The organism is Halorubrum sp. LN27 (assembly GCF_016635065.1).
Lineage (GTDB): Archaea > Halobacteriota > Halobacteria > Halobacteriales > Haloferacaceae > Halorubrum > Halorubrum salipaludis.
On sequence record NZ_JAEPET010000001.1, the window covers coordinates 1,618,855 to 1,641,416 of the forward strand.

The 22,562-nt window shown below is 72.2% G+C and carries 20 protein-coding genes; 11 read left to right on the forward strand and 9 right to left on the reverse strand.

Features of this window, described 5'->3' with window-relative positions; genetic code table 11:
* Positions 1-76 precede the first annotated feature (76 nt).
* A complete protein-coding gene (locus JIN95_RS07960; RefSeq protein ID WP_200531037.1) occupies positions 77-1,054 on the reverse strand; it encodes a glycosyltransferase in 978 nt (325 codons plus the stop codon).
* Between the two features lie 85 nt (positions 1,055-1,139).
* Positions 1,140-2,690 carry an HTTM domain-containing protein gene (locus tag JIN95_RS07965; RefSeq protein WP_200531038.1) on the reverse strand — a complete coding sequence of 517 codons (1,551 nt, stop codon included), beginning with the start codon at positions 2,688-2,690 and terminating at the stop codon, positions 1,140-1,142.
* 137 nt (positions 2,691-2,827) lie between these two features.
* Between JIN95_RS07965 and JIN95_RS07970 the strand changes: the two genes are divergently transcribed.
* The 9 genes from JIN95_RS07970 to JIN95_RS08010 all read left to right on the forward strand — a co-directional run bounded on the left by JIN95_RS07970 (position 2,828) and on the right by JIN95_RS08010 (position 9,853).
* Complete coding sequence (locus JIN95_RS07970; protein WP_095638227.1) at positions 2,828-3,721, forward strand: isoaspartyl peptidase/L-asparaginase; 894 nt, start codon at positions 2,828-2,830, stop codon at positions 3,719-3,721.
* A 497-nt stretch (positions 3,722-4,218) separates the two neighbouring features.
* Complete coding sequence (gene cofD, locus JIN95_RS07975; protein WP_200531039.1) at positions 4,219-5,244, forward strand: 2-phospho-L-lactate transferase; 1,026 nt, start codon at positions 4,219-4,221, stop codon at positions 5,242-5,244.
* Positions 5,241-6,056 (forward strand): tRNA-dihydrouridine synthase, encoded by an 816-nt coding sequence (locus tag JIN95_RS07980; protein WP_200531040.1) that lies wholly within the window; start codon positions 5,241-5,243, stop codon positions 6,054-6,056. Before cofD ends, JIN95_RS07980 begins: the two co-directional genes overlap by 4 nt.
* Positions 6,053-7,024: a triphosphoribosyl-dephospho-CoA synthase gene (locus JIN95_RS07985; RefSeq protein WP_200531041.1), complete on the forward strand. Its 972-nt coding sequence runs from the start codon at positions 6,053-6,055 to the stop codon at positions 7,022-7,024. Before JIN95_RS07980 ends, JIN95_RS07985 begins: the two co-directional genes overlap by 4 nt.
* Positions 7,021-7,656 (forward strand): DUF447 domain-containing protein, encoded by a 636-nt coding sequence (locus tag JIN95_RS07990; RefSeq protein WP_200531042.1) that lies wholly within the window; start codon positions 7,021-7,023, stop codon positions 7,654-7,656. Before JIN95_RS07985 ends, JIN95_RS07990 begins: the two co-directional genes overlap by 4 nt.
* Positions 7,657-7,745: 89 nt before the next feature.
* The gene (locus JIN95_RS07995) at positions 7,746-7,940 is read left to right on the forward strand and encodes a 30S ribosomal protein S17e (RefSeq protein WP_094525791.1); all 195 of its coding nucleotides are present in this window, start codon (positions 7,746-7,748) and stop codon (positions 7,938-7,940) included.
* A gap of 144 nt (positions 7,941-8,084) precedes the next feature.
* On the forward strand, positions 8,085-9,320 hold the full coding sequence (locus JIN95_RS08000) for a tripartite tricarboxylate transporter permease (RefSeq protein ID WP_200531043.1): 1,236 nt from the start codon (positions 8,085-8,087) through the stop codon (positions 9,318-9,320).
* Positions 9,321-9,404: 84 nt separating this feature from the next.
* Complete coding sequence (locus JIN95_RS08005) at positions 9,405-9,584, forward strand: HVO_2753 family zinc finger protein (protein ID WP_004047107.1); 180 nt, start codon at positions 9,405-9,407, stop codon at positions 9,582-9,584.
* Between the two features lie 2 nt (positions 9,585-9,586).
* On the forward strand, positions 9,587-9,853 hold the full coding sequence (locus tag JIN95_RS08010) for an elongation factor 1-beta (RefSeq protein ID WP_095638221.1): 267 nt from the start codon (positions 9,587-9,589) through the stop codon (positions 9,851-9,853).
* Positions 9,854-9,963: 110 nt separating this feature from the next.
* Here JIN95_RS08010 and JIN95_RS08015 read toward each other — a convergent pair whose 3' ends face one another.
* The 6 genes from JIN95_RS08015 to JIN95_RS08040 form a co-directional block, all read right to left on the reverse strand.
* Positions 9,964-10,359: a thioredoxin family protein gene (locus JIN95_RS08015; RefSeq protein ID WP_095638220.1), complete on the reverse strand. Its 396-nt coding sequence runs from the start codon at positions 10,357-10,359 to the stop codon at positions 9,964-9,966.
* A 60-nt stretch (positions 10,360-10,419) separates the two neighbouring features.
* Positions 10,420-14,091 (reverse strand): UvrD-helicase domain-containing protein, encoded by a 3,672-nt coding sequence (locus JIN95_RS08020; protein ID WP_200531044.1) that lies wholly within the window; start codon positions 14,089-14,091, stop codon positions 10,420-10,422.
* The gene (locus JIN95_RS08025) at positions 14,084-15,340 is read right to left on the reverse strand and encodes a hypothetical protein (protein ID WP_200531045.1); all 1,257 of its coding nucleotides are present in this window, start codon (positions 15,338-15,340) and stop codon (positions 14,084-14,086) included. The genes JIN95_RS08020 and JIN95_RS08025 overlap by 8 nt, the downstream gene beginning before the upstream one ends.
* Entirely contained in the window at positions 15,337-16,203 is an 867-nt protein-coding gene (locus JIN95_RS08030) for a hypothetical protein (RefSeq protein WP_200531046.1), read from the reverse strand. The genes JIN95_RS08025 and JIN95_RS08030 overlap by 4 nt, the downstream gene beginning before the upstream one ends.
* Positions 16,204-16,925: 722 nt before the next feature.
* Positions 16,926-17,345 (reverse strand): DoxX family protein, encoded by a 420-nt coding sequence (locus JIN95_RS08035; protein WP_200532125.1) that lies wholly within the window; start codon positions 17,343-17,345, stop codon positions 16,926-16,928.
* 188 nt (positions 17,346-17,533) lie between these two features.
* Positions 17,534-18,889 carry an amidohydrolase family protein gene (locus tag JIN95_RS08040; protein WP_200531047.1) on the reverse strand — a complete coding sequence of 452 codons (1,356 nt, stop codon included), beginning with the start codon at positions 18,887-18,889 and terminating at the stop codon, positions 17,534-17,536.
* A gap of 99 nt (positions 18,890-18,988) precedes the next feature.
* On the opposite strand from JIN95_RS08040, the gene JIN95_RS08045 reads away from it, so the two are divergent.
* Positions 18,989-19,603, forward strand: coding sequence for a TetR/AcrR family transcriptional regulator (locus JIN95_RS08045; protein ID WP_095638216.1), 615 nt, complete (start codon positions 18,989-18,991; stop codon positions 19,601-19,603).
* Positions 19,604-19,641: 38 nt separating this feature from the next.
* Here JIN95_RS08045 and JIN95_RS08050 read toward each other — a convergent pair whose 3' ends face one another.
* On the reverse strand, positions 19,642-21,063 hold the full coding sequence (locus JIN95_RS08050) for a DHH family phosphoesterase (protein ID WP_200531048.1): 1,422 nt from the start codon (positions 21,061-21,063) through the stop codon (positions 19,642-19,644).
* Between the two features lie 153 nt (positions 21,064-21,216).
* On the opposite strand from JIN95_RS08050, the gene JIN95_RS08055 reads away from it, so the two are divergent.
* A complete protein-coding gene (locus tag JIN95_RS08055; RefSeq protein WP_200531049.1) occupies positions 21,217-22,560 on the forward strand; it encodes an aminotransferase class I/II-fold pyridoxal phosphate-dependent enzyme in 1,344 nt (447 codons plus the stop codon).
* Positions 22,561-22,562: the final 2 nt, after the last annotated feature.

Genomic DNA, 22,562 nt, shown 5'->3' on the forward strand with positions numbered 1-22,562 from the left:
CGCTTGGCGCTCGAGCGCCGGAATCGGCGGGCTTTGCCGGCCTTACGCGGGGACCGGCCTCGAGGGCGACCCGCCGTCACACGGGGCGCACCGCCACGTCGAACAGCGACCGCCACCGGTAGCGCCGGCCGCCCCAGACGAACGTCCGCCGCGCCAGCGCGTACGCGAGGAAGACCGGCGAGACGAGCGCCGAGGGTCCCGCGAGCAGGAACGTCGTCCGGCGGATCCCGAACCGGGCGTACACCGCGGCCGAGGTCGCGGTGACGAGCGTCACGCCGACCACCGGCGCGAACAGGCACAGCGCGGCGAACGCGACCGCCAGGGCGACGTTGAACGCCGCCGCGCGCGGGGCGTGGAACCGTACGATCCGGAAGAACCGGACGAACCGCTCCAGCGATCCGCGGAGCGACCCGCCGCAGGGGACGGTCCGCGTCCGGTCCGCGGCGGTCACGTCGACGTACTCGGAGAGGGTCCCGTCGTCGCTGACGGTCCGCCGGAGGTCCGCGAGGAGCGCCGCCGCCGCGCCGTCGGCGGTCGCGGCGGCGTCGGAGACCGACCCCGGGCGGTCGAGGTCGGCGCGCTCGAAGACGACCGCGCCGCCCCAGGCGATCCCCCCGGCCGACACCGCTGCGGTCCCGCCGATCGCGTACGCGGGCTCGAACAGGCGGGCGAGGGGGTCTTCCCCGACGAAGACCGGAACCTCCGTCGTCGGTCCCTGTCGCTCGTAGTCGGCGTCGAGCGTCGCGAGCCAGTCGTCTGGATGCGCGAAGTCGTCGTCGGTCCAGACGATCCGGTCGTGTTCGGCCGCCTCCATCCCCGCGGCGATGGCGTTCGCCTTCCCGGAGCAGCCCTCGGGCTCGCCGGCGAGGACGATCCGGACGCCCTCCGGCGTCGCTCCCCGGCGGTCGGCGACCGGGTCGTCGGCGGTGTCGCAGATCACGAGCAGCTCGTCGCGGGCGCCGAGCTGTCCGGCCACCTCGTCGCAGGCGTCGGCCCAGCGCACGGTCGGGAGGAGGACGGAGGTCGGCGTGCGGTCCTGATCCGTGCTGGTCACGTCGCTCGGTTCGCGCGCGGGACTGATAAGTGGTCACACGGCCGTCCGAGCGCTCCCGCTCGCCGACCGTCGGACGCCCCGATCTTCACCGGCACTCGCGCGTCCCGATCTCCCGGACCCGGACCTCGCCGCTCCCCGTGACGTCGACCTCGACCGACGCGAGCGTCATCGACGCCGTCTCCTCGCCCGAGAGATCCGCCGCGCGGTCACAGAGATACGCGAGCGTCGCGTCGACGCGCTCGGCGTCGGTGCGCTTGGGCTCGTTGGCCGACAGCAGCGAGACGTGCTTGCGCCAGCGGGCCGTGGGGTACCCCCGAGCGTCCGACGTGGGGCGGTCGGCCGCGACCGGGTCGCCGTACAGCGCGTCGACTCGGTCGCCGTCCGCGGTCGTCGCGGTCGCGAGCACGAGCGAATCGGTCGAGGGCGGCGAGGGCGCGAACATGTCCCAGTCGCTGTCGCCCGGGTCGGACACCGCGGCGACGGGCTCCGGCGCGGCGACGACGCCGAGTCCCATCGCGTTCCACGCGAGCAGCGAGACGAGGAGGAGCGCGGCGACGGCGGCGAGGGCGCGGGCGCGGGTCGGTCGGTCCGGGAGGAGTCGGGACGGCGGGTCGATCGCGGCCGGTCCCTCGCTCAGCGACCCTGAGATCCCCGCGACCGCCGACCGGACCCGTCCGGCTGTCGGCGCGGCCAACGACTCGGTCCGGTCCCAGACGAACGGTGGGAAGAAGGGTAACAGACCGATCGCCGACACCGCGGAGAAGACGCCGATCTGGAGCGTGAACGCCATCGAGAGGTGGGCGGCGACGAGGGTTCCGGCCAGCGCCGCCCGGAGCCGCCCGGTGGCCGCGACGAGCAGCGGCGAGGCGACGAGCAGCCCGAGCCAGCCGTAGGTAGCGGCCACCATCAGGGCCGGGCTCTCCGGCATGAGCCCCCCGAGTGGGCCGTGGAGGTACGTGAGTCGGAACACCCGCTCGACCGCCTCGCCCGCGGGCCACGCCTCGCCGCGGAGCTTCACGACCGCGTTCGAGACGTACACCCCGACGACGACGGACAGCAAGAGCGCCGAGGCGGGGCCGGCGAAGCGGGCGTTTCTGGGCGGGCTCCCGTCGTCTCGCGGCGCCCCGCGCCGCCTGACCGCGTCCGCCGACCAGCGCGCCCCGAGCGGGCACAGCAGGCCGGCGCCGAGCAGCTGCCAGAGCAGCGTGTCGCCGGCGTTGAGCACGAACGGGTTCCGCGCCTGCAGCGACGCGAGCAGGGCCAGCGAGACCGCGGCCGAGACCCGGGTCCGGTAGCCGACCGCGAGCGCGACCGCGGCGACCGCGGCGACGACGAACAGCACCCCGGCCGCCCACGCCTCGCCGGAGAGCGCGTACAGCGAGAACCGCGCGAGCGGGTACGACTCAGCGAGGAGGTCCCGCGGGAGTACGCCGGCGTCGGTGTAGAAGGCCGTCAGGTTCCGGGCGCGCAGCGCGAGGTCGACGAGGAGGACGGCGCCGAGCGCGAATCGGAACGCCGCGAGCGCGCGCGGGTCGACGCCGATCCGACGCCGGAGCGCGGCGCGGAGGCGATCGGCGGCCGGGAGGCCGCCAACTGCCGGCCCGGAGTCGACGGCGGCGTCTCGGCGTTCGGCCACGATGGTGACGACTCCCCGAGCGGCGACGATAGGTCTTGCGGCGGCGCGGCGGGGTCGCGCGGCGGGGAGGAGGACGGAGGGAAGGCCCTCGCCACGGCTTTCCGGGCGCTTATTGGGGCGCCGCGAGACCCTCGCGTATGCGCGTTATCGCTCACGGCGGCGCCGGCGGGCGCCCGGACGAGCCGGCCCCCAGACAGGAAACGCTCGACGAGGCGACCCGGCGCGGCGTCGACGCCGAGACGCCCCTCGCCGCGGTCGAGGCGGCGCTCGGCGTCCTCGAATCAGACCCGCGGTTCAACGCCGGCGTCGGCGGCGCGGTGCAGTCCGACGGGGTCGTCCGCACCGACGCGGGCGTGATGACCTCGGATCGGGAGGTCGGCGCGGCCTGCTCGATGCCCGGCGTCGAACACGCGGCGAGCGTCGCCCGGGTCGTCCACGCCGAGACGCCGCACATCTTCGTCTCTGGCGAGCACGCGGTCGAACTCGCTCACGAGTTCGGGATCGAGACGGAGGTCGACCTCCTCACCGACGAGAAACGGGAGCGCTACGAGGCCGAGGACCCGCCGCAGGGCGGGCCCCGCGAGCACCTCGACTGGCTCGCGACGCGGTTCGGGTCCGGCGACGATCAGGCGGGGGAGCGCTCAGAAGGTGAAGCGCCCGACCACGACACCGTCGGCGCGGTCGCGACCGACGGCGAGACGTTCGCCGCGGCGACCTCCACGGGCGGGCGCTCGTTCGCGCTCGCGGGGCGCGTCGGCGACGTGCCGCAGGTCGGGTCGGGGTTCTTCTGTACCGAGGCCGGCGGCGCGAGCGCGACGGGCGCCGGCGAGGACATCGCCCGCGTGACGCTGTCGCGGCGGGCAGTGGGGTATCTCGAGGACGGGCTCGAGGCGCAGGCGGCGGCCGACCGAGCGATCGACGAGTTCGAGGCGATCACCGGCTCGGGGGCGGGCGTGATCGTGCTCGGGGCGGACGGCGCCGGGAGCGCGTTCAATACGGATGGAATGCAGACGAGCATCGCTTATAAGTGAACGGCGTGATCCCTTCCGGCAAATCGGGAGGTTAACCCTCCGATTTCGCTTATAAACCGCTGATCGGCACGAACGCCTCCGAAGCCCCAGCCGCGAGGGCGGCGCACGCTCGCTGCGGTCCTCACTCAGTCGCTAACGCTCCCTCGTTGCGGTTCTTGCGTCGTCATCAGAACGCTTCGCGTTCTGATTGGCTCACGAGAGCCCCGCTCTCGTGAACGCCTGCGCCGCCCTCGCGGCTGCCCCTTCGAATCCCGCCCCGCAACCGCACCTCACACCTCCCCAGCCTCGTCGCTGGCGCTTAAAAAGCGCCGAGCGACTCCCTCGCGCGTGCGGTTCGCGGGCCGCTGGCCCGCTCACCGGCACGCGCCGACGTGAAAGATCGGTCGAGCGTCGTCGTTCGATATAAAACGATCCGGTCGGTCACTCGTCGTCTCCCGTGTTTCGCCCTACCGCCCGCAGAGGCGAGGATACAAATCCGCCCGCCGTCTTCCTCGGGTATGGTCACGTTCCTCGCCGGCGGCACGGGGACGCCGAAGCTCCTCGAGGGGGCGACCCGCGTGTGGGACCCCGACGAGATCGCGGTCGTCGCCAACACGGGCGACGACGTCGAGCTCGGCGGCCACCTCGTCTGCCCCGACGTCGACACCGTGCTGTTCGCCGGCGGCGGCGTCCTCGACCGCGAGACGTGGTGGGGGATCGCGGACGACACGACGGCGACCCACGAGGAGCTCCGCCGGCTCGCCGAGGCGGTCGGACGCGGGACCGTGCCCCGGTACCTCGACGACGAGGCGCAGACGGCGGGCCGCGAGATCGCCCGCTGGCGGCGGTTCTCGGGCGTCGGCGAGTTCATGGAGATCGGCGACCGCGACCGCGCGGTCCACGTCACGCGCACGAGCCTGCTCGACGAGGGGCACACCCTCACCGAGGCCGTTCGGACGCTCGCGGACGCCTTTGACCTCGACGTCGACCTCCTCCCGATGTCCGACGACCCGGTCGCGACGCTGATCCACACCGAGTCGGGGGAGACGATTCACTTCCAGGAGTACTGGGTCGCGCGCCGGGGCGAGCCCGCGGTCGCCGACGTGGAGTTCCGGGGCGCGGACGACTCGGAGCCGACGCCCGCCGTCGAGGACGCGCTCACCGAGCCGGTCGTCGTCGGCCCCTCTAACCCCGTGACGAGCGTCGGCCCGATGCTCGCGCTCCCGGGCGTCGAGGCGGCGCTGGCGTCGACCCCCGTGGTCGCCGTCTCGCCGTTCGTCGGCGACGAGGTGTTCTCCGGGCCCGCCGCCGACCTGATGGACGGCGTGGGGAAGGAGCCCTCGACCGCGGGCGTCGCCGACGCCTACCCGTTCGCGGACGCGTTCGTCCTCGACGACGACGACCCGACCGAGCTGCCCGGCCGACACGTCGAGCGCACCGACACCCGCATCGACGACGCCGACGACGCCGAACGCGTCGCTCGGGCGTGCGAGCGGGCGCTGGGGGCGGTGGAGGCAGTGGCGGACCCGGAGGAGATCCGATGAGCGAGCGCGATCCCTTCCTCGCCGCGGCCAGCCTCAGCGGCGCGGCCGACGCCGACTGGGCGCGGGCCGCAGCCCCGCACGTCGACGCCGCAGTCCTCGGCGGGATCGCGCTCGACCCGGCCAGTCGGGCCGCGGCGCGCGACCTCGTCGCCCGCGACCGCTCGGAGTTCCTCCCCGCGGACCCGCTCGCGTGGATCGACCGTCAGCTCGGTCGGCTCGCCGACACCCCTCTCCGCCCCGGCGTCAACGTCCGGAGCGCGACCGTCGACCCCGTTCGCGAGGCGGCGCGGGTCTGCGCCGAGCGCGGCGCGGTCTGCGAGGTGAACGCGCACTGCCGACAGCCGGAGCTGCGCGCGGTCGGCTGCGGCGAGTCGCTCCTCCGGGACGCCGACCGGCTGGCCGAGTACGTGAGCGCCGCCGCCGAGACCGGCGCGACGACGAGCGTGAAGGTCCGCGCGGAGGTCCCCGGCGTCGACCTCGCCGCCGTCGCGGACGCGGTCGCGGACGCGGGCGCCGACTGGCTCCACGTCGACGCGATGGACTCCGAGGCGGTCGTCTCGGAGCTGACCGGCGGCAGGGAGCGTCGGGAGGCCGAACGCCCCCGCGACGGTCTCACCGTGATCGCCAACAACGGCGTGCGGGGGAGAGCGACCGTCGCTGAGTACGCCGCGTACGGCGCGGACGCCGTGAGCGTGGGGCGGCCGAGCGAGCGCCCGGCCGCCCTCTCTCGGGTCGCCGACGCGGTGGCGGCGTGGCGAGAGGGAGAGCTGCCCGGTTCTGGCGGCGCGGAGCCGCCGGAGGCGCCGCCGTGAAATCGAACCCCGTCGACGACGCGACGCTCGCGCTCCTGCTGGAGGTGGCCGGAACCCCGAAACCCGGGAACGTCGACCGGCACCGCGACCTCGACGACCTCCGGTTCGAAGCGTTCCTCGGCGGGGCGGTCGGCGCCCGCGAGGGGCTGGAGCTGGCCGCCGACGGGGTGACCGGAATCGGTCGCGCCTTCGAGCGCGGCGTCGCGGGGATGGCGGAACGGGCCGGAACGAACACCCAGTTCGGCTGTCTGCTCCTGCTCGTGCCCCTCCTCCGAGCGACGGTCGCGGGAGGAGTCGATGATGGGCTCTCTCGGGAAGCCGCCGACCGGGCGGCCCGAGCGACGACCGTCGACGACGCGGTCGCGTTCTACCGCGCCTTCGAGCACGTCGACGTCGCGGTGGCGGACCCGCCGGCGGACGCCGCCGACCTCGACGTGCGACGGGGGAGCGACGCGGCCCCCGCGCTTCGCGAGCGGGGCACGACCCTGCGGGACGTGATGGCGCTCTCCGCGGATCCCGCGGACGCCGGCGGTTCCGAGGACGCTGACAGAGTCCCCGACCGCAACGCGCGGGAGTGGGTCGAGGGGTTCCCGCGGACGTTCCGCGCGGCCGAGTGGATCCGGAGCGACGAGGGGCCGCTGACCGACCGCGCGGCCCGGGCGTACCTCGGCCTGCTCGCGGCCGAGCCCGACACCCTTGTCGCGGCGAATCACGGCCCGGAGACGGCCCGCGAGGCCAGCGAGCGGGCGGCCGCGGTGTTGGGCGGAGCTGACGGGAACCCCGACGCGCTCGTCGGGCTCGACGGAATCGACGCCGCGGCGGTCCACGGCGCCGACCTCGACGACGCCGAGGGGCTGGCGACCGCCTTCGTCGACGAGGGGATCAACCCCGGGACGACCGCCGACCTCACGTGCGCGGCGCTGTACGTGGCACTTCGCCAGGGAGCCGAATCGGAGGGGGCGCCGTGAGCGGGAGCGACCGCGAGGACGGTTCCGACGCCGTCCCCGAAGGGTGGCCCGTCGCCCTCCGCGGCGTCACCGAGTCGGTCGTGACGACGCTCGGGCCGAACGACCGCTGGAACGTCGCGGCGCTCGGACTCCACGCGCCGGACGACCCGGACGAGCCGGTCACCGCGCGGACGTACGGGCGCACTCGGACGTGGCGGAACTTCGCCGAGCGCGGCGGCGGCGTCGTCCAGTTCACGACCGACCCACGGACGTTCGTCGACGCCGCGCTGACGGTCCGCGAGGTCGACGAGCCGGTGCTCCCGACCGCCGACGCGTGGGTCGAGGTGACCGTCGAGGAGGTCGGGAGCGAGACCGACGACGACACGACGATCCGGACGTGGGCGCTCGACCCGGTCGAGGGCGCGGTCGTGAGAGAGCGCGTCCCGACGGTCAACCGCGGGTTCGGCGCGGTCGTCGACGCGACGGTGGCCGCCTCGCGGCTGGGCGTACCCGGATTCGACACGGACGAGCTCTTGGACCGGCTGCGGTACTTCGCGGACGTGGTCGAGCGGTGCGGCGGCCCCGCCGAGCGCGAGGCGTTCGCCGCGATCGACGAGGTGACCGGGTGGCGGGAGCGGGCGGACGAGCGGTGACGAAACCGAGCGCCCCCGACGCGAACGCGCCTGCGGCCCGCTCGCGGCGTAACGAACCCTTTTAGTTCGGGCCGGCGGTATCGCTCGGTATGGCCATCAAGCCCAAGTACATCAAGCAGCTCGGGAACGTCCTGCTTGAGCGGTACCCCGACTCGTTCAACACGGACTTCGAGACGAACAAGGAGAGCGTCACCGCGCTGACGACCGTCGAGTCGAAGGGCGTCCGCAACCGGATCGCCGGCTACGTCACGCAGAAGAAGTCGCAGGCGGCACAGAAGGCGTAAGCGGGTTCGAGTTCTCCGCCGATTCGCTCCGTCACCGTCGAGCCGCGGCGTCGGCGGTCGGCGTCGGCGGTCGTCGACCGTTCGTCTCCGGTCGGTCGTTCGCCTCCCCACGTTTATTCCCGAAGCCGCGGCCACCTCGTCGCGATGGACGCGCTGGTCCGACCGGTCGTCGACCCGGGGTTCGCGGCGGCGGCGCTGGCGTTTTTGTGCGGGGGCGTCGCGCTCGGGACCGCGAGCGGGCTCGTCCCGGGGCTCCACGCCAACAACTTCGCGCTGCTTCTGGCCGGGCTCGCCCCCTCGGTGTCGGCCGACCCGCTGCTCGTCGGCGTCGCGATGCTCGGCGCAGGCGTGGTCCACTCCTTCCTCGACATCGTGCCCGCGCTCGCGCTCGGCGTCCCCGACGCCGCCACGGCCGTCGCCGCGCTCCCGGGCCATCGACTCGTGATCGCGGGGCGCGGTCGCGAGGCGGTCCGGCTCTCCGCGGTCGGATCGGGGCTGGCGGTCGCGCTCGCGGTCCCCCTCGCGGTGCCGATCACGTGGGTCATGGTCCGCGGCTACCCCGTCGTCAGACAACACCTCCCGCTGCTTCTGGGCGGCGTCGTCGCCTTCCTCGTCCTCACCGAGTCGTCGAGGCGGGCCGCGCTCGGCGGGCTCGTCGCGTTCCTCGCGAGCGCCGCGCTCGGCCTCGCGACCCTCGATGTCGACCCGTCAGCCCCGCTGGACGCGGGCGGCGTCCTCGCACCGCTGTTCGCCGGGCTGTTCGGCGCCCCGGTGCTCGTCGACGCGATGGGCGGCGGGGGCGTGCCGCCGCAGGCCGACGCCCGGATCGCGATGAGCCGCCGCGGACTCGGTCTCAGCGCGGGCGGCGGGTCGCTGGCGGGCGCGGTCGTCGGCTACGTGCCGGGCGTCTCCGCGGCCATCGCGGCGGTCGCGGCGCTGCCGGCGGTCCCGCGCGAGGAGGGCGACCGCGGGTTCGTCGTCGCCACGAGCGGGGCGAACACGGCGAACACGATCTTCGCGCTGTTCGCGCTCGTCGCGCTCGGGACGCCGCGGACGGGCGTGACCGTCGCGATCGACCGCGCCGAGGTCCCCTTCGCGCTCCCGATCCTGCTCGTCGCGGCCGCGACCGCCGCGGCGTGCGGGTTCGCGCTCGTCCTGCTGGTCGGCGACGCGTACCTCCGCATCGTCGGGAACGTGGACTACACGCGTCTCTCCGTGGGCGTGTTGGGGCTGCTCGCGGGGCTCTCGTACGCGTTCGCGGGGGCGTTCGGCGTCGGCGTGTTCGTCGTTTCCGGGGCGCTGGGGCTCGTTCCGCCACGGGTCGGCGCGCGGCGGGTCCACCTGATGGGCGTGTTGATCGGCCCCCTCATCGTCGGGTGAGCCACGGTATCTCGTCGCAATCGGCCGTACGAAGGGCGAGGGCAAAGAACAACGGTTAAAAGTCGCGCGGTGGTGGTTTACTGTATGAGCGAGAGTGAAACGCAGGGCACCCGGCAGTGTGTCTCCTGTGGCATTCAGGTGGCCGGGATGAACGCCGCGCGGTTCTCCTGCCCCGACTGCGGGGAGACGATCCACCGGTGCGCCAAGTGCCGGAAGCAGAGCAACCTCTACGAGTGTCCCGACTGCGGCTTCCGAGGGCCCTAACCATGGGGGACGTCGCAGCCAAGATCAAGGTCATGCCGGACAGCCCCGAAGTGGACCTCGACGACCTGCAGGACCGACTGGAGGAGTCGCTCCCGCAGGGCGCGAAGATCCGCGGGTTCCAGCGCGACGACGTCGCGTTCGGCCTCGTCGCCCTCCTGCCCACCGTCATCGTTCCCGACGGCGCGGGCGGCACCGAGGCCGTCGAGGAGGCGTTCAACGAGGTCGACGGCGTCGAGTCCGTCGCGGTCGAGAACGTCGGTCGCCTCTAAGCGACTTCGTTCTCCCCGCGGACGACGCGAAAACGCATTTTCACGACCGACCGTTCCCCGATCGGAGAGCCACGGCTCTCCGATCCGAGGACTGGTTCGCGACGCGAGCCTCACGCGAGGCGATCAGTGATCCACGCGGCGAGGTCGTCGCCCGGGATGAACCCCTCCGCGCGGCGCGCGACCGGCTCGCCGTCGACGAACAGCACGAACAGCGGGACGCTCCGCACGTCAAACCGCTCGACGAGCGGCGGGTCGTCGCGGGGGTTCACCGTGGCGGCGGCGAGGTCGAGCTCGCGGGCGACGTTGCCGAGGACGGGCTCCATGCTCGCGCAGATGCCGCAGCCGTCGGTGTAGAATTCGACGAGGGCGGCGTCACGATCGGCGACGAACGCGTCGAGCGCGTTCTCGTCAGCGAGAGACGCCGGCCGCCGGACGTCCGCGGAGGCGTCGTTCTCGGAGGCACCGCCGGCGGATCCGCGCGTCTCTGATCCAGTATTGGAGTTCATACACACTATTGCCGCCGAACGCTGATAAAGGCTCTCGTCGGAACCGCGTCGGAGGCGATCTCATCGGTCGAGGAGCCGTCGCAGTCGCCGGCGAACGATGTCGGCCGGCCACGAGCTCGTCGTCGTCTCGCGCGCGACGCCGAACGTCTCGACGGTCCGGCGGACCGTCGCGTCGGACGCGCCGCGCTGCTCCGCGAGGAACGCGTACGCCGCGATCTGGAGCTCGTACCGGCGTCGGGTCTCGCGGGTCGGCTCGGCCAGGGCGATCTTCACGTCGGTCACGAACCGGTCCCCGTCCGGGTACTCGACGACGAAGTCCGCCCGGCCGTGGATTTCGACCTCGAGGTCGCCGACCTCGGCCAGGCCGTCCAGCGGGCGTTCGACGGCGACCGCGGTCGCCGGGTCCGCGATCCGGTCCCACAGGTCGGAGTCGAGAAAGTCGCCGAGAACGGTCTCGAAGAACGCGAACATCCCCTCGCGTTCGGCCTCGCCGACGCGTTTCGGGAGCGCGGTCACGGCCTCGTCGAACGCCGCGCGTACCTGCGGTCCCGTCGTCCGGATCGCCCGCTCGTCGACGCCGCGAGCGACCAGTTCCGTGAGCGCGTCGTGGAGACACGTCCCCACCGACTCGGGGCCGAGCCGGTCGAATCGGAGCGGGAGGTCGTCGTCGACATCGTTCGCCGTCGTGTGCAGCGGCTCGTTCAGCAGGTGGGCGAGCGCGTACCGGTCCGCGTCCTCCGTCAGCGGGTACATCGTGCTGGGGCTCAGGAACCGGGGGATCCACGGGTCGAGCCGGTCGCGGCGCGGCGGGGAGGCGGCGACGCGGTCGCGCCCGGTTCGAGGCGCTGGGCCGTCGCGGCCGGCAAACAGGTCCACGTCGTTGACGCCGATCTCGATCGCGTCTCGGTTCGGGTCTCGGTCCTGGCCCGCGTCGAGCCGCAGCTCGTAGGAGTCGCCGCCGTCGCGGGGGAACGCCAGCCCGTCGCGGAGCGCGTCGAGCCACCGGTCCCGCGGCCGGTCCTCGCCCCCGTCCGAGCGCGGAAGGGGCACGACGAGGTGGTCCCGGGCCCGCGTCAGCGCCACGTACAGCAGCCGCCACGCCTCGGCGCGCTCGTTCTCTGCCACGCGGCGGAGCCGCTCCGGGCCGACGAGGGCGTCGCGACCGGCGGACTCGGCGGACCCGGCAAGGGAATCGGCAACCGAGTCCCGCCAGCGGGCCGTCACCCAGCGGAGCCCGGCGTCGCGGCCCCAGCCGTCCCCGGCGCCGTACAGCTCGCCGTCGAACGGCGGGACGGCGATGTCCTCGGGCACGTCCGTGTCCGTCGGCGGGGCGAGCCCTGCGATCTCCCCCTGCGCGACGAATCGCCGAGTGTGGGGCCCGCGCGCCCAGACCTCGAAGGCGGGGTCGGCGACGACGACCACGTCGTCCTGGTCCCCCTTGGCCCGGTGAACCGTGCGGAACTCGACGTCGTAGTCGGCGCCGGCCGCGCTCGGCTGCGCCGGGCCGACGCTCGGGTCCTCGCGAAACGGCTCCGCGAGGTCGACCAGCTCGGCGGGTGAGAGACGGGCGTCACCCTCCCACTCGGCGACCGTCTCGACGAGCGCGTCCACGTTCGCGACCCGCTGGGCCGGCTCCGTCTCGTCGACGCACCCGTTGGGGTCGGCCCGCAGCGCGAGCGCCTCGATCACGTCCTCGACGTACGCGCTCGCCGGAAGCCGGTCGACGGCGTCGCGCCGGTCGCGGAGCCGGACGAGCCCGCGGACGACCCGTCGCTGCGCGTCCGAGAGGTCGGCCGAGTCGTCGTCGAGCGCCCGATCGAGGTCCCACGAGCCCGCCTCGAACGGGGCCGAGTCGAAGGTACCGCTCAGCGGTGACTCGGTGAGTAGTTCCGCCGTGCGCTCCGGGGATCCGGGCGCGATCAGCCACTCGCAGACGGCGAGTACAGCCTCGACCGCGGGGGAGTCGAATAACGCGTCGGTCGCGGTGCGGACGCGGAGCCCCTCGGCGGCGAACGCCGCCTCGTACTCGGGCATCCGCGTCCCGCGGCGGAACAGCACCGTGACGCCGAGCGGGTCGCCGTCGGCGTCGCGGAAGGTCCCGTCGGCGAGTCCCCGCGAGACGTGGGTCGCGAGCACGTTCGCCTCCCCGGTCGCTCCGTCGGGATCCGCCCACGTCGCGGAGCCGGGACGGCCGACGCCGGCGAACGACGAGACGTGGACCGCGGGGGAATCGCCGTCGAAGTCAGCGTCGCCGTCGAGATCACGAGCCCCCTCGCGGGCCGCGTCCAACCGCGGGTACGAGGCGTCGAGGTCGCCGAGCCCCCCGCGGGCCGGGTCGGTGAACACCGGTTCCGCGATCGCGTTGATCCCCGCGGCGACATCGGGTGCGCACCGGTACGTGGCCGTCGCCGTCCGGTTCTCGTGAACGTCCCAGTCCACGCCGAGGTAGGTCCCCTCGGTCGTCGCGGCGGCGAACCACCGCGGGTCGGCGTGGCGCCACAGGTAGATGCCCTGACGCACGTCGCCGCAGGCGAACACGCGCGAGTCGTCGGTCACGACGTGGGAGAGCGCGGCGTGCTGGACGGCCGAGACGTCCTGCGCCTCGTCGATGACCAGGCTCCGGATCCGCGACCGGTACGTCCGGAGCACCCGGTCGCGGTGCGTGGCGTCGACCGCGCGGAGCGGATCCGGAACGTCCGGCCGCTCCTCCGGGTCGGCGAAGTACGCGTCCACGAGGTACGCCACGTCGGTGTGCGAGACGACGCCGCGCTCGCGGACCGCCTCGCGGTAACGAGCCCGATACGCCGAGAGGACGGCACAGAAGTCGTCGATGCGCGCGTCCCACGCGTCGTACAACTCGCGGTCGGCGGCGAGCAGGCGCTCCCGGTCCGAGTCGGTCACCGCCTCGCGGACGCGGTCGGCGGCGCCCCCGTCTCTGGAGTCCTCGCCCTCGACGCTCTCTCCTTCTCCCTCGACGCTCTCGCCTTCTCCCTCGACGAACCGCGCGACCGACCGCGCGATGTCGTCGAACGAGTCGGGTTTCCCGTCGGGGTACACGGAGTCGCGCGTCCGCGTCAGCGCCGACCGGAACGCCTCGGTCGAGAGACGTCGGTCGCGGCAGTACCGCAGCGCGTCCGCGAGCATCTCCTCGACGCCGGCGTCGTACTCGCCGTCGGGGTACGCGTCTTCCAGGCGGCGGAGCCGCCGGGCGTGGTCCGACTCGCCGCGGAGCGACTCGTAGCAGTCGCGGTGGACGCGACGCAGGAGCGCGTCGTTCCCGACCGACGGCACCTCGTCGAAGCCGATGTCGGCGGCGAACTCCCGGAATATCCCGCGCAGGAACCCGTCTATCGTGCCCGCGTAGGGCGCCTGTCGCACGCGCTGCTGGAGGTATCGCAGCTCCGCCTCGCTGACCTCGGCCGCGGCGGGGACGAGGTCTCCCTCGACGATCGCCCGCAGCCGGTCGCAGATCGCCGGGACGATCTCGGCCGCCTCGTCGCGGTTGAACGAGACGACCGCGACGTGTTGCTCGGGGGTCCGATCCCCGGCCGCGTAGCGGCGGAGGAGGTCCTCGGCGGCGACGTGGTGGGCGACGACCGACTTGCCGGCGCCCGGAACGCAGTCGAGGGTGAACAGCCCGGCGTCGGACGCGACGTACGCGTCCCGGATCTCCCGCTGTGCGCCTCGTAGCCTGAGGGGGCCGTCGTCGCCGTCCTCGCCGTCCTCAGCCATCGTCTCCCTCCGTGTCCCCGTCGACGATCGCCCGAAGTTCCGGCGGAAGCTCCGGATCCGTTCCGACCAGTCGCCGCCGGGACTCCTCGGAGACCCGCCGCGTCTCGACGTGGTCGAGCAGGGGGGACCGCGCCACGTCGTCGCCGCTCGGGGTCCGGGTGTGACGGGTGACGACGACGCAGTCCCCCGCCGTCCGGAGCGCGTCGACGAACTGGTCGCGGTCGCGGCCGCCGACCCACGCCGGCTGCGGCGCGAGCGCTCCCGTCGGGCCCTCGCCCCGGAGGACGGCCTCTCGGAACTCCGGGGGAAGCGCGGACTGCGACGGCCGCGGCCACTCCTCGGCCGTCAGCCCGACCGCGATCACGTACGGGACGTCGAGCGCCCAGAGATCGTTCGCCTCGAAGACGTCGAGCGCGCGGGCGTTCGAGTGCTCCCGCCGACCGGGCCGCTGCGTGGCGATGACGCGGGCGAGGTCGGCGGCGTCGGCCCACGAGCGCTCCAGCGTCCCCTCCGCGAGGCGGTCGGCGAACTTGTGGCACAGCTGTCGGACGAGGGTGCGGACCCGCACGACAGCCCGCGCGTCGGTCTCGGTGTCGAGCAGCGCCGGCGAGTCGGCGGCCTCCGTCTCCGGGAGCCCGCGGTCGGCGTACCCCTCGATCGCCTCGCCGAGCACCGAGGCGACCGACGCCGGCTCCGGCGCCGGGGCGGCGTCGAGCCACCCGGCGAACCGGCGGAACCGGTCGTCGACCGCGGCGGCCGAATCGATCGCCTCGGTCCACTCGGAAACCGGCCGCGCGCCCTCCGGGAGGGCCTCCCGAGCCCGGTGGACCGCCGCGGGTTCGATCGGCCACGCCGCGGACCCCGGATCGGCGCCGGAGGAGGCGGCCGGGGACCACCGGAGTTCGAGGGGCCGGAGGAGCGTCTCGCGGTCGACGGCGTCTCCGGCCAGCGCCTCGCACACCGACTCGACGAGGGCGTACGGGCGGGTCCGGGTCACGCGGAGCTGCGTCCAGAACACGGGCGCGATCTCGTGCTGGATCGCCGCCCGGAACAGCGGCTCCTCGTAGGGATCGAGGTCGCGGACCGCGACCGCGATATCTCGGACCGGAACGCCTCGGTCCCGGAGCCCGTCCGCCGCCGCCATCGCGCTGCGGGCCTCGTCGCGGCGGGTCGGGGAGGCGACCTCGATCACTGGTACGTCGGGCGCGTCGATCGCCGCCGAGAGCGCGAGCCGGTCGGCGCCCGTCATTCGGATGCCTCCGTGCCGGAGAGCGCCTCCGCTTCCGAGAGCGCCACCGTCCCGGGGTCGTCGACGGCGAGGAGGTCCGGGACCCGGCGCCGGAGATACTCCCCGGTCCCCGCTCGGAAGTGGACGTGGACCTCGACGGGAGTGGCGGTCAACAGCGCGTTGACGAGGTCGGTGTGCGGGGCCGACAAACTGGAGAGCCCGAGGAGCGTGAGCCGCTCCGCGTTCGGGTGCGCCTCCGCCCACGCCGCCCCGTTCGTCGCGGCGATCGACCGCGTCGCGCGGCGCAGGAGCGCCGTCTCGGAGACGGGCTTCGCGGTCCGGTCCCGCAGCTCGCGCTCGACCGCGAGCGCGGCGTCGAGGAGACCCCTCGATTCGTCGTCGATCGGATCGTCGACCTCTCCCGCCGTCTTTCTCCACGCCGCGATCCGCTCCGGGTGGAAGTTGGTGATCGCCTCCGCCTCGGTCCGGATCTGCTCGACGCGCTGCGGATCGCGAGACGACGGCCCCGTCGGGAGGGAAAGGTTGGCCGGCGGGTCGTCCGGCGAGTCGGCCGGCTCGTCCCCGAGCATTGACCGGATCAGCGCGAGCCGATCGACGCGGTCCACGGCCGCGGTCGGGCGGCCCGCCGCCTCCAACACCCGGAGACAGATCTCGACCGGGTCCGCGAAGCGGAACGCGTCCGCCGGCAGTCGCGCCTCGCGGAGCCGGCGCTGGACGTTCCGCTGGTGGAGCTCGACCGGAGAGACGACGAGCTCGTTCGGGTGCGAGCGGGTTCGGGCCCGCTCGAACAGCCGTTCTTCGTCGCCGACGTGAAGCGTCAGCCGGTCCGGGAGTCCGTCGTCGCGTGTGCGCGTTCCTTCCATATCGAGGTCGACGATTCGTTGAGTCCGGGTACTGCGTCCACCTTCGAACCGTTGTCGGTCGCGGGATCGCCGATCCCTGACGCCGTCGACGACGGACCCTCTCACTCGGTGACAGCCGGCGTAGACAGTACGGGAGCGGAAGCGATCGATGACGGGAGTGAGCCGTGCAGAGCCGTGGGTACAAGAGGATATTTAAGGAAATGTGAGTGACGGCAACGATCGCTTATAAACGAACAAGTGCAGTGGCGCGTGCCTGCGAGCGGCCGACAGGCCGCGAGTCAGCACGCGCGAGGGACGCGGCGAACGCGAGCGGCGAAGCCGCGAGGCTGGGGAGGCGTGAGGTGCGGTGCTATGCTGGCCGGGAGGGACTCAAAGGGGCAGTCGCGAGGCGGGCGCAGGTGACGTAAGGACCGCAAGGAGCGAACGGAGTGAGCGACTGCGGACCGCAGCGAGCGTGCGCCCGCCTCGCGACTGGGGCTTTGGAACCGTCCGTGTCGATCAGCTGTTTATAAACAACATCGTACAGCCGAGCGACTGGGGGGTTGGAAGTGCTCGCCGCAACGCTACTGACTGGTTATAAGGACCCGACAGCAACGCCACCCGGATCCTTATAAACGCCCGAACCACCGCCTCGGTATCCCTACTCCCGCCGTTGATCAAGACCCGGCTTTCCGGTAGAACCCGATTTCACTGATCGGGACGGAACGACGGACCTCAGCGGACTACTCGTCGCTGTCGGCGGCGTCGAGATAGGTGATCGCGCCGCCGAGCAGCGCGAGGTTTTTCAGGAAGTTGATCTTGTTGTCGTGGCGCTCTTTCCCCTCCATCGTCCAAAAATTGTGGATCGCGGGGGTGGTGCCGAGGAAGAACGTGACGAGCGCGCCGGCCGATACTCGGGGCAACTTCCAGAACACGACGCCGAGGTTGGCGACGAACAGCATCCCGGTAACGAACGGGACGAGCAGGTCCGGCATCGGCACGCCCTTCTCTTCGGCCACCTCGACCCGCTTGTCGTTGTTCTTGAACCCGTCCACCGCCATGTACGCGAGCACCCCGCCGTACAGCGCGCGGCCGATCGCCGACGGCGGATCGCCGCCCGCGGTCGCGTCGGCGGCCGACTCGGGCTCGTCGGCCGACTCCACGTCGCTCACGCCGACACCACCTCGATGCCGTCGGGATTCGCGGCGAGCCCGCCCCGGTACGATTCGCTATCCGTTCCGTCTAAGAGTATCATACACCCGTACGTGTGCCCGAGGTGGCTAAAGTTTTACCGGACCGTAAAACGCCTGTCGTCCGATTCGCCCGCGGATCGCGGCTCAGATCGGCGGGCCTACAGGTCGATCCCGGCCTCGTCGATCAGGCGCTCGCCGGAGGCGACGAACCGGTCGAATTCCTCGCGGACCTTCGGGTTCGTCAGTTCGCCGTCGCGCTTGACGACCTCGCCGTCGACGAGGACGGTGTCGATGTGCGAGGTGTCGGTCTGGAACACGACGGTCTCGACCGGCGAGTGCGAGGGGGCCGTCAGGAAGTCGTCCGCGTCGAAGCAGACGAGGTCGGCGCGCTTCCCGGGAGTGATCGTCCCGATCTCGTCTGCCAGTCCGAGCGCCTTCGCGCCCTCGATAGTGGCCATTTCGAGGGTGTCGCGCGCGGCGATGCTCACCTCGGTGACCTCCTCGTGGCCCTCTAAGACGGCCTGGTTGTCGAACATGCGCTGGAGCTGCATCCCGATCCGCATCTGGCTCCCCATGTCACCGCTGACGTTCGAGCAGACGTCGACGCCCCACGACGGGCGACCGCCCGCCTCGAGCACCTTCCCGGTGACGGGGATGCCGTGGCCCATCTGCATCTCGACCTCCGGCGTCGACGAGAAGGAGACCCCCTGCTCGACGGCGTGGTCGATGTCCTCCTGTGAGAAGTGGTTGCCGTGGGCGACGTTGACGTCGGGGCCGAGTTCGTCTTCGAGACAGCCGAAGCCCTGGTAGTCGCCGCCGTACTCCGAGGACGGCCACAGCGCGGCGCCCATGTGGATCGTCGAGAGCGCCCCCAGATCGCGCGCCAGCTCCAGGTCGGCCAGGGCGGTCTCGTCGGTACAGAAGTCCGGGCCGCGGAGGCCGAGCGCGAGGCTGAGCAGGTCGTCGTCGCGGATCTTCCCCTCGTGGAGTGCGCGAATGTTCTCCTCGGGGAGCCCCACGTCGCTCTCGTACCACCACTTCGCCGAGTCGTCGCCCGGCGGCCCGTAGGTGTACACCGCACGCAGTCCGGCGTCTTTCAGCGCGTCGACGGCGCGTTCGCCGTGTTCGAGCGTGTTGGGGTACGACCAGTCCAGGGCCGTGGTGGTCCCCGTGTGGAGCTTCTCGAAGGCGCCGAAGAGGCCGCCGAGGTACATGTCCTCGGGCCGGTAGAGCCCGGTGATGTTGCCGAGCATGTGGTCGAAGTACTCGTTCATCAGCGACCAGTCGCCGGCGATGCCCCGGACCTGCGTCTGCGCGAGGTGAATGTGCGAGTCGACGAAGCCGGGGACGACGATCTGGCCGGACGCGTCGATGACCTCGGCGTTCTCGGTCGAGAGCCCGTGACCGACCTCGACGATCTCTCCGTCCTCGATCAGCACGTCCGCCTCCTCCAGATCGCCGATGTCGGGGTCGAGAGAGAGAACCATCCCGTCCTGTATGATCTTTCGTGTCATGCGTGACTGTACCGTTTGACCATGAGGTTAAAAATTTACTGCATGGTAAAGTCGGGTCCGGAGGGATCGCTTATGTACCTCACCGCCGGAGGGGACCGTATGAGCGAATCCCGCGAGACGGTCTCCTCCAAGGACACCGAGGAGGTGATCATGGAGGCCACGTTCCGTGCGCTGAGCAAGCACGGGTACACGGACCTCCGGATGCGCGACATCGGCGAGGAGATGGACCTGACGCGGCAGGTGATCCACTACCACTTCGACGGCAAGTACGACCTGCTGTCCGCGTTCCTGGAGTACGTCATCGATCAGTACGAGGGGAGCGTGGAAGTGGACGAGACCGACGACCCCCGCGCCGAGCTCGACGCCCGGATCGACCAGTGTCTCTTCGGCCCCGAGTTCGAGGAGTTCGGCCACTGGGAGCGCATGAAGGTGTACCACGAGCTGTACACGCACGCGCAAAACGACGGCGACCACCGGGAGATCTTCGACGAGCACTACGACCGCGTCCGCGGGAGCATCGTCGACGTCGTTGAGGACGGGATCGAACAGGGGGTGTTCGAACCCGTCGACGCCGAGCGGATGGGACAGCTCATCACCGACGTCATCCACGCCGCCCGGGGCCGCCGGATGGCATTGGGGCACACGGACGCACCGGAGGAGGCCCGCGCGGCGATCGACGACTTCGTCCTCAGCTCGCTGTACGCCGACGACTGACGGCCTCCGATCGAAACGCCGGCCGCCGGGACCGTCCCCTACGAGAGCTGTTCGCCGACCAGCCGGTCCGCCTCGGCGAGGAACGCGTCGCGCTCGCCGACCGGGATCGTCGCGCCCGCGGCCACGTCGTGGCCGCCGCCGTCGCCGCCGACCGCCTGACTCGCCTCTCGCATCACCGCCGAGAGGTCGAGTCCCCGCCGCACGAGGGCGTGGGATCCCCGCGAGGACACCTTCAGTTCCTCCGCGCTCTCCTCGGCGAACGCGATCACGGGCTTCGAGCGGTCGACTGCCGGCGAGCCGATCGCCATCCCGGCGATGATGCCGACGATCGTCTCGCGGATCCGCGAGCCGGCGTCGAACCACTGGAGGTGCTCCTCGTCGGTGACGCCCTCGGTTTTTACCCACTGGAGCCCCTCGGAGAGGTTCTTCCGGTGGTTGCGGAGGAGCCGGCGCGCCTCCGCGAGCGCGTCGCCGCGGTCGCCGAGACACACCGCCAGTCCCACGTCCGCCCGCTCGTACCGGGCGGTGGCGTTGAGGAGGGTGGAGAACTCGCTCACGTCCCGCAGCTCGGTGCCGGGCTCCTCGTCGACGAGGGTGTAGGAGGTGCCGACCAGCGCCTCGATCCGGTCGGCGGGAACGCCGGAGGCGACCGCGCGGCGCATCAGCGCGGACGCGAGGACCTGTCGCTCCTCGCCGTCGAGGTCGACCCAGCGCCGCCACTCCCCGTCGCGTTTCACGTCGATGTCGAGGTCGGACAGAAAGGAGATCGCGCCCGCCTCGTCGTTCGAGACGCCCGGGATCTTCACGTCCGAGGCGTACTCCAACAGCTTCGGCAGAGGCCGGGTCTGTCTGCCGTACAGGTCGAGGTCCGTTTTCGTCTCGATGACGCCGGCGTCGACGCCGTCGGCGACGACCGCCTCGTTGGCGCCGACGAGCCCGCCGTCGGAGTCCTGCATGTCGCCGACGGCGCCGACGACCGCCAGCGCGGCGAGGTCGCGGTTGTCGCCGTCCGACCCCTCCAGCGCGCGGGCGAGGACGTAGCTCGCGCCCGCGCCAGACAGCTCGCTCGCCCCGTTGATCCCCTCCAGCAGCGGGTTGAGGTGGAACTCCGTCTCGCGGTCGGCCGGCTGGTGGTGGTCGGCGATCACGGGGACGAAGTCGCCCCGGTCCTCGTGCTCGCCGATCACGTCGAGCTGGCCGGAGCCGAAGTCGGTGAACAGCACCACGTCGAACTCGCGGGCCGCGATCCCGGCGATCGACTCGGCGTCGAGCTGTTTCTCGAAGACGACCTCGTGGTCGATCCCGGCCCGTTCGAGCGCCGTCGACGCGATCGCGCCGCTGGTGAGTCCGTCGGCGTCGATGTGGGACGCGAGCAGCACGCGGTCCGCGGCGCGGAGCCGGTCGGCGCAGGCGCTCGCGCGCGCGGCGAGTTCCGGCACGGGGGGATCGGCGACAGCCATTACCGAGCGTTGGCTCGCGATCGGGGATAAACTCACGCTTCGGTCGGCCGGGGACGACGGCGTCCGGGTCGCCATCGCCGCTTCGACACAGGCAGGGGCATCACTTGCCGTAACTGAGGGTTATAGATATTTGTAGATATATGCACTACACACATGACACGTGGGTTCAACACCCGGAGTCTCCACGCCGGCGCCGCGGCCGACCCGGCGACCGGGTCGCGCGCGACCCCGATCCACCAGACGACCTCCTTCGTCTTCGACGACGCGGACACGGCGGCGGAGATGTACGCGCTCCGGGCGGAGGGCCACATCTACTCCCGGCTCTCCAACCCGACCGTGAACGTCTTAGAGGACCGCATCGCTGACCTGTCGGGCGGCTCCGACGCCGTCGCGACCGGCTCGGGGATGGCCGCCCTCGACGCGATCGCCACCGTGCTCGCGAGCGCGGGCGACAACGTCGTCGCCAGCTCCGAGATGTACGGCGGGACGGCCGCGTACCTCACGAGCATCGCGAGCCGCCGCGGGGTCGAGGCGCGGCTCGTCGACACGCTCGACTACGAGGCGTACGCGGACGCGATAGACGACGACACCGCGTTCGTCCACGTCGAGACGGTCGCGAACCCCTCGCTCGTCACGCCCGACTTCGAGCGGCTCGCGGAGATCGCCCACGACCACGCGGTCCCGCTCGTGGTCGACAACACGTTCGCGACCCCCTACCTCTGCCGGCCGTTCGAGCACGGCGCCGACATCGTCTGGGAGTCGACGACGAAGTGGATCACGGGCAACGGCACCACCGTCGGCGGCGTCGTCGTCGACGGGGGGCAGTTCCCGTGGGACCACCCCGACGCCGACTACGACGAGCTGGACGGCGAGTCGCCCGCGTTCCCGATCGACTTCGTCGAGCAGTTCGGCGACGCCGCCTTCGCCAACGTCGCCCGCCAGCGCGGGGTGCGACCGACGGGCGGCCAGCAGTCCCCCTTCGACGCGTGGCAGACGATCCAGGGGCTCAACACGCTCCCGCTCCGGATGGAGCGCCACTGCGACAACGCCCGGGCCGTCGCGGAGTTCCTCCGGGACGACGACCGCGTCGACTGGGTGGCGTACCCCGGTTTCGAGGACCACCAGAGCCACGACAACGCCGCCGAGTACCTCGACGGCTACGGCGGGATGGTCACCTTCGGGGTCGACGGCGGCTTCGAGGCCGCCAAGACGTTCTGCGAGGCCGTCGACCTGACGAGCTTCCTCGCGAACATCGGCGACGCGAAGACGCTCGTCATCCACCCGGCCTCGACCACTCACGCGCAGATGGACGAGACCCAACAGCGCCTCGCCGGCGTCTACCCGGAGATGCTCCGCCTCTCCGTCGGGATCGAGGGCGCGGACGACGTGATAGCCGACCTCGATCGGGGGCTCGCGGCCGGCGAGCGCGCCGCGAACGGGTCCGACGCGACCGATACCGACGCGACCGATACCGACGCGACCGACTCGGAGGTGTGACG

Coding starts and splice junctions, on each gene's coding strand:
- JIN95_RS07980 (WP_200531040.1), top strand. CDS start 5,241: ATGAGCGAGCGCGATCCCTTCCTCGCCGCGGCCAGCCTCAGCGGCGCG.
- JIN95_RS08020 (WP_200531044.1), bottom strand. CDS start 14,091: ATGGCTGAGGACGGCGAGGACGGCGACGACGGCCCCCTCAGGCTACGA.
- JIN95_RS08000 (WP_200531043.1), top strand. CDS start 8,085: ATGGACGCGCTGGTCCGACCGGTCGTCGACCCGGGGTTCGCGGCGGCG.
- JIN95_RS08045 (WP_095638216.1), top strand. CDS start 18,989: ATGAGCGAATCCCGCGAGACGGTCTCCTCCAAGGACACCGAGGAGGTG.
- JIN95_RS08005 (WP_004047107.1), top strand. CDS start 9,405: ATGAGCGAGAGTGAAACGCAGGGCACCCGGCAGTGTGTCTCCTGTGGC.
- JIN95_RS08050 (WP_200531048.1), bottom strand. CDS start 21,063: ATGGCTGTCGCCGATCCCCCCGTGCCGGAACTCGCCGCGCGCGCGAGC.
- JIN95_RS08040 (WP_200531047.1), bottom strand. CDS start 18,889: ATGACACGAAAGATCATACAGGACGGGATGGTTCTCTCTCTCGACCCC.
- JIN95_RS08025 (WP_200531045.1), bottom strand. CDS start 15,340: ATGACGGGCGCCGACCGGCTCGCGCTCTCGGCGGCGATCGACGCGCCC.
- JIN95_RS07970 (WP_095638227.1), top strand. CDS start 2,828: ATGCGCGTTATCGCTCACGGCGGCGCCGGCGGGCGCCCGGACGAGCCG.
- JIN95_RS08010 (WP_095638221.1), top strand. CDS start 9,587: ATGGGGGACGTCGCAGCCAAGATCAAGGTCATGCCGGACAGCCCCGAA.
- JIN95_RS08030 (WP_200531046.1), bottom strand. CDS start 16,203: ATGGAAGGAACGCGCACACGCGACGACGGACTCCCGGACCGGCTGACG.
- cofD (WP_200531039.1), top strand. CDS start 4,219: ATGGTCACGTTCCTCGCCGGCGGCACGGGGACGCCGAAGCTCCTCGAG.
- JIN95_RS08055 (WP_200531049.1), top strand. CDS start 21,217: ATGACACGTGGGTTCAACACCCGGAGTCTCCACGCCGGCGCCGCGGCC.
- JIN95_RS07995 (WP_094525791.1), top strand. CDS start 7,746: ATGGCCATCAAGCCCAAGTACATCAAGCAGCTCGGGAACGTCCTGCTT.
- JIN95_RS08015 (WP_095638220.1), bottom strand. CDS start 10,359: ATGAACTCCAATACTGGATCAGAGACGCGCGGATCCGCCGGCGGTGCC.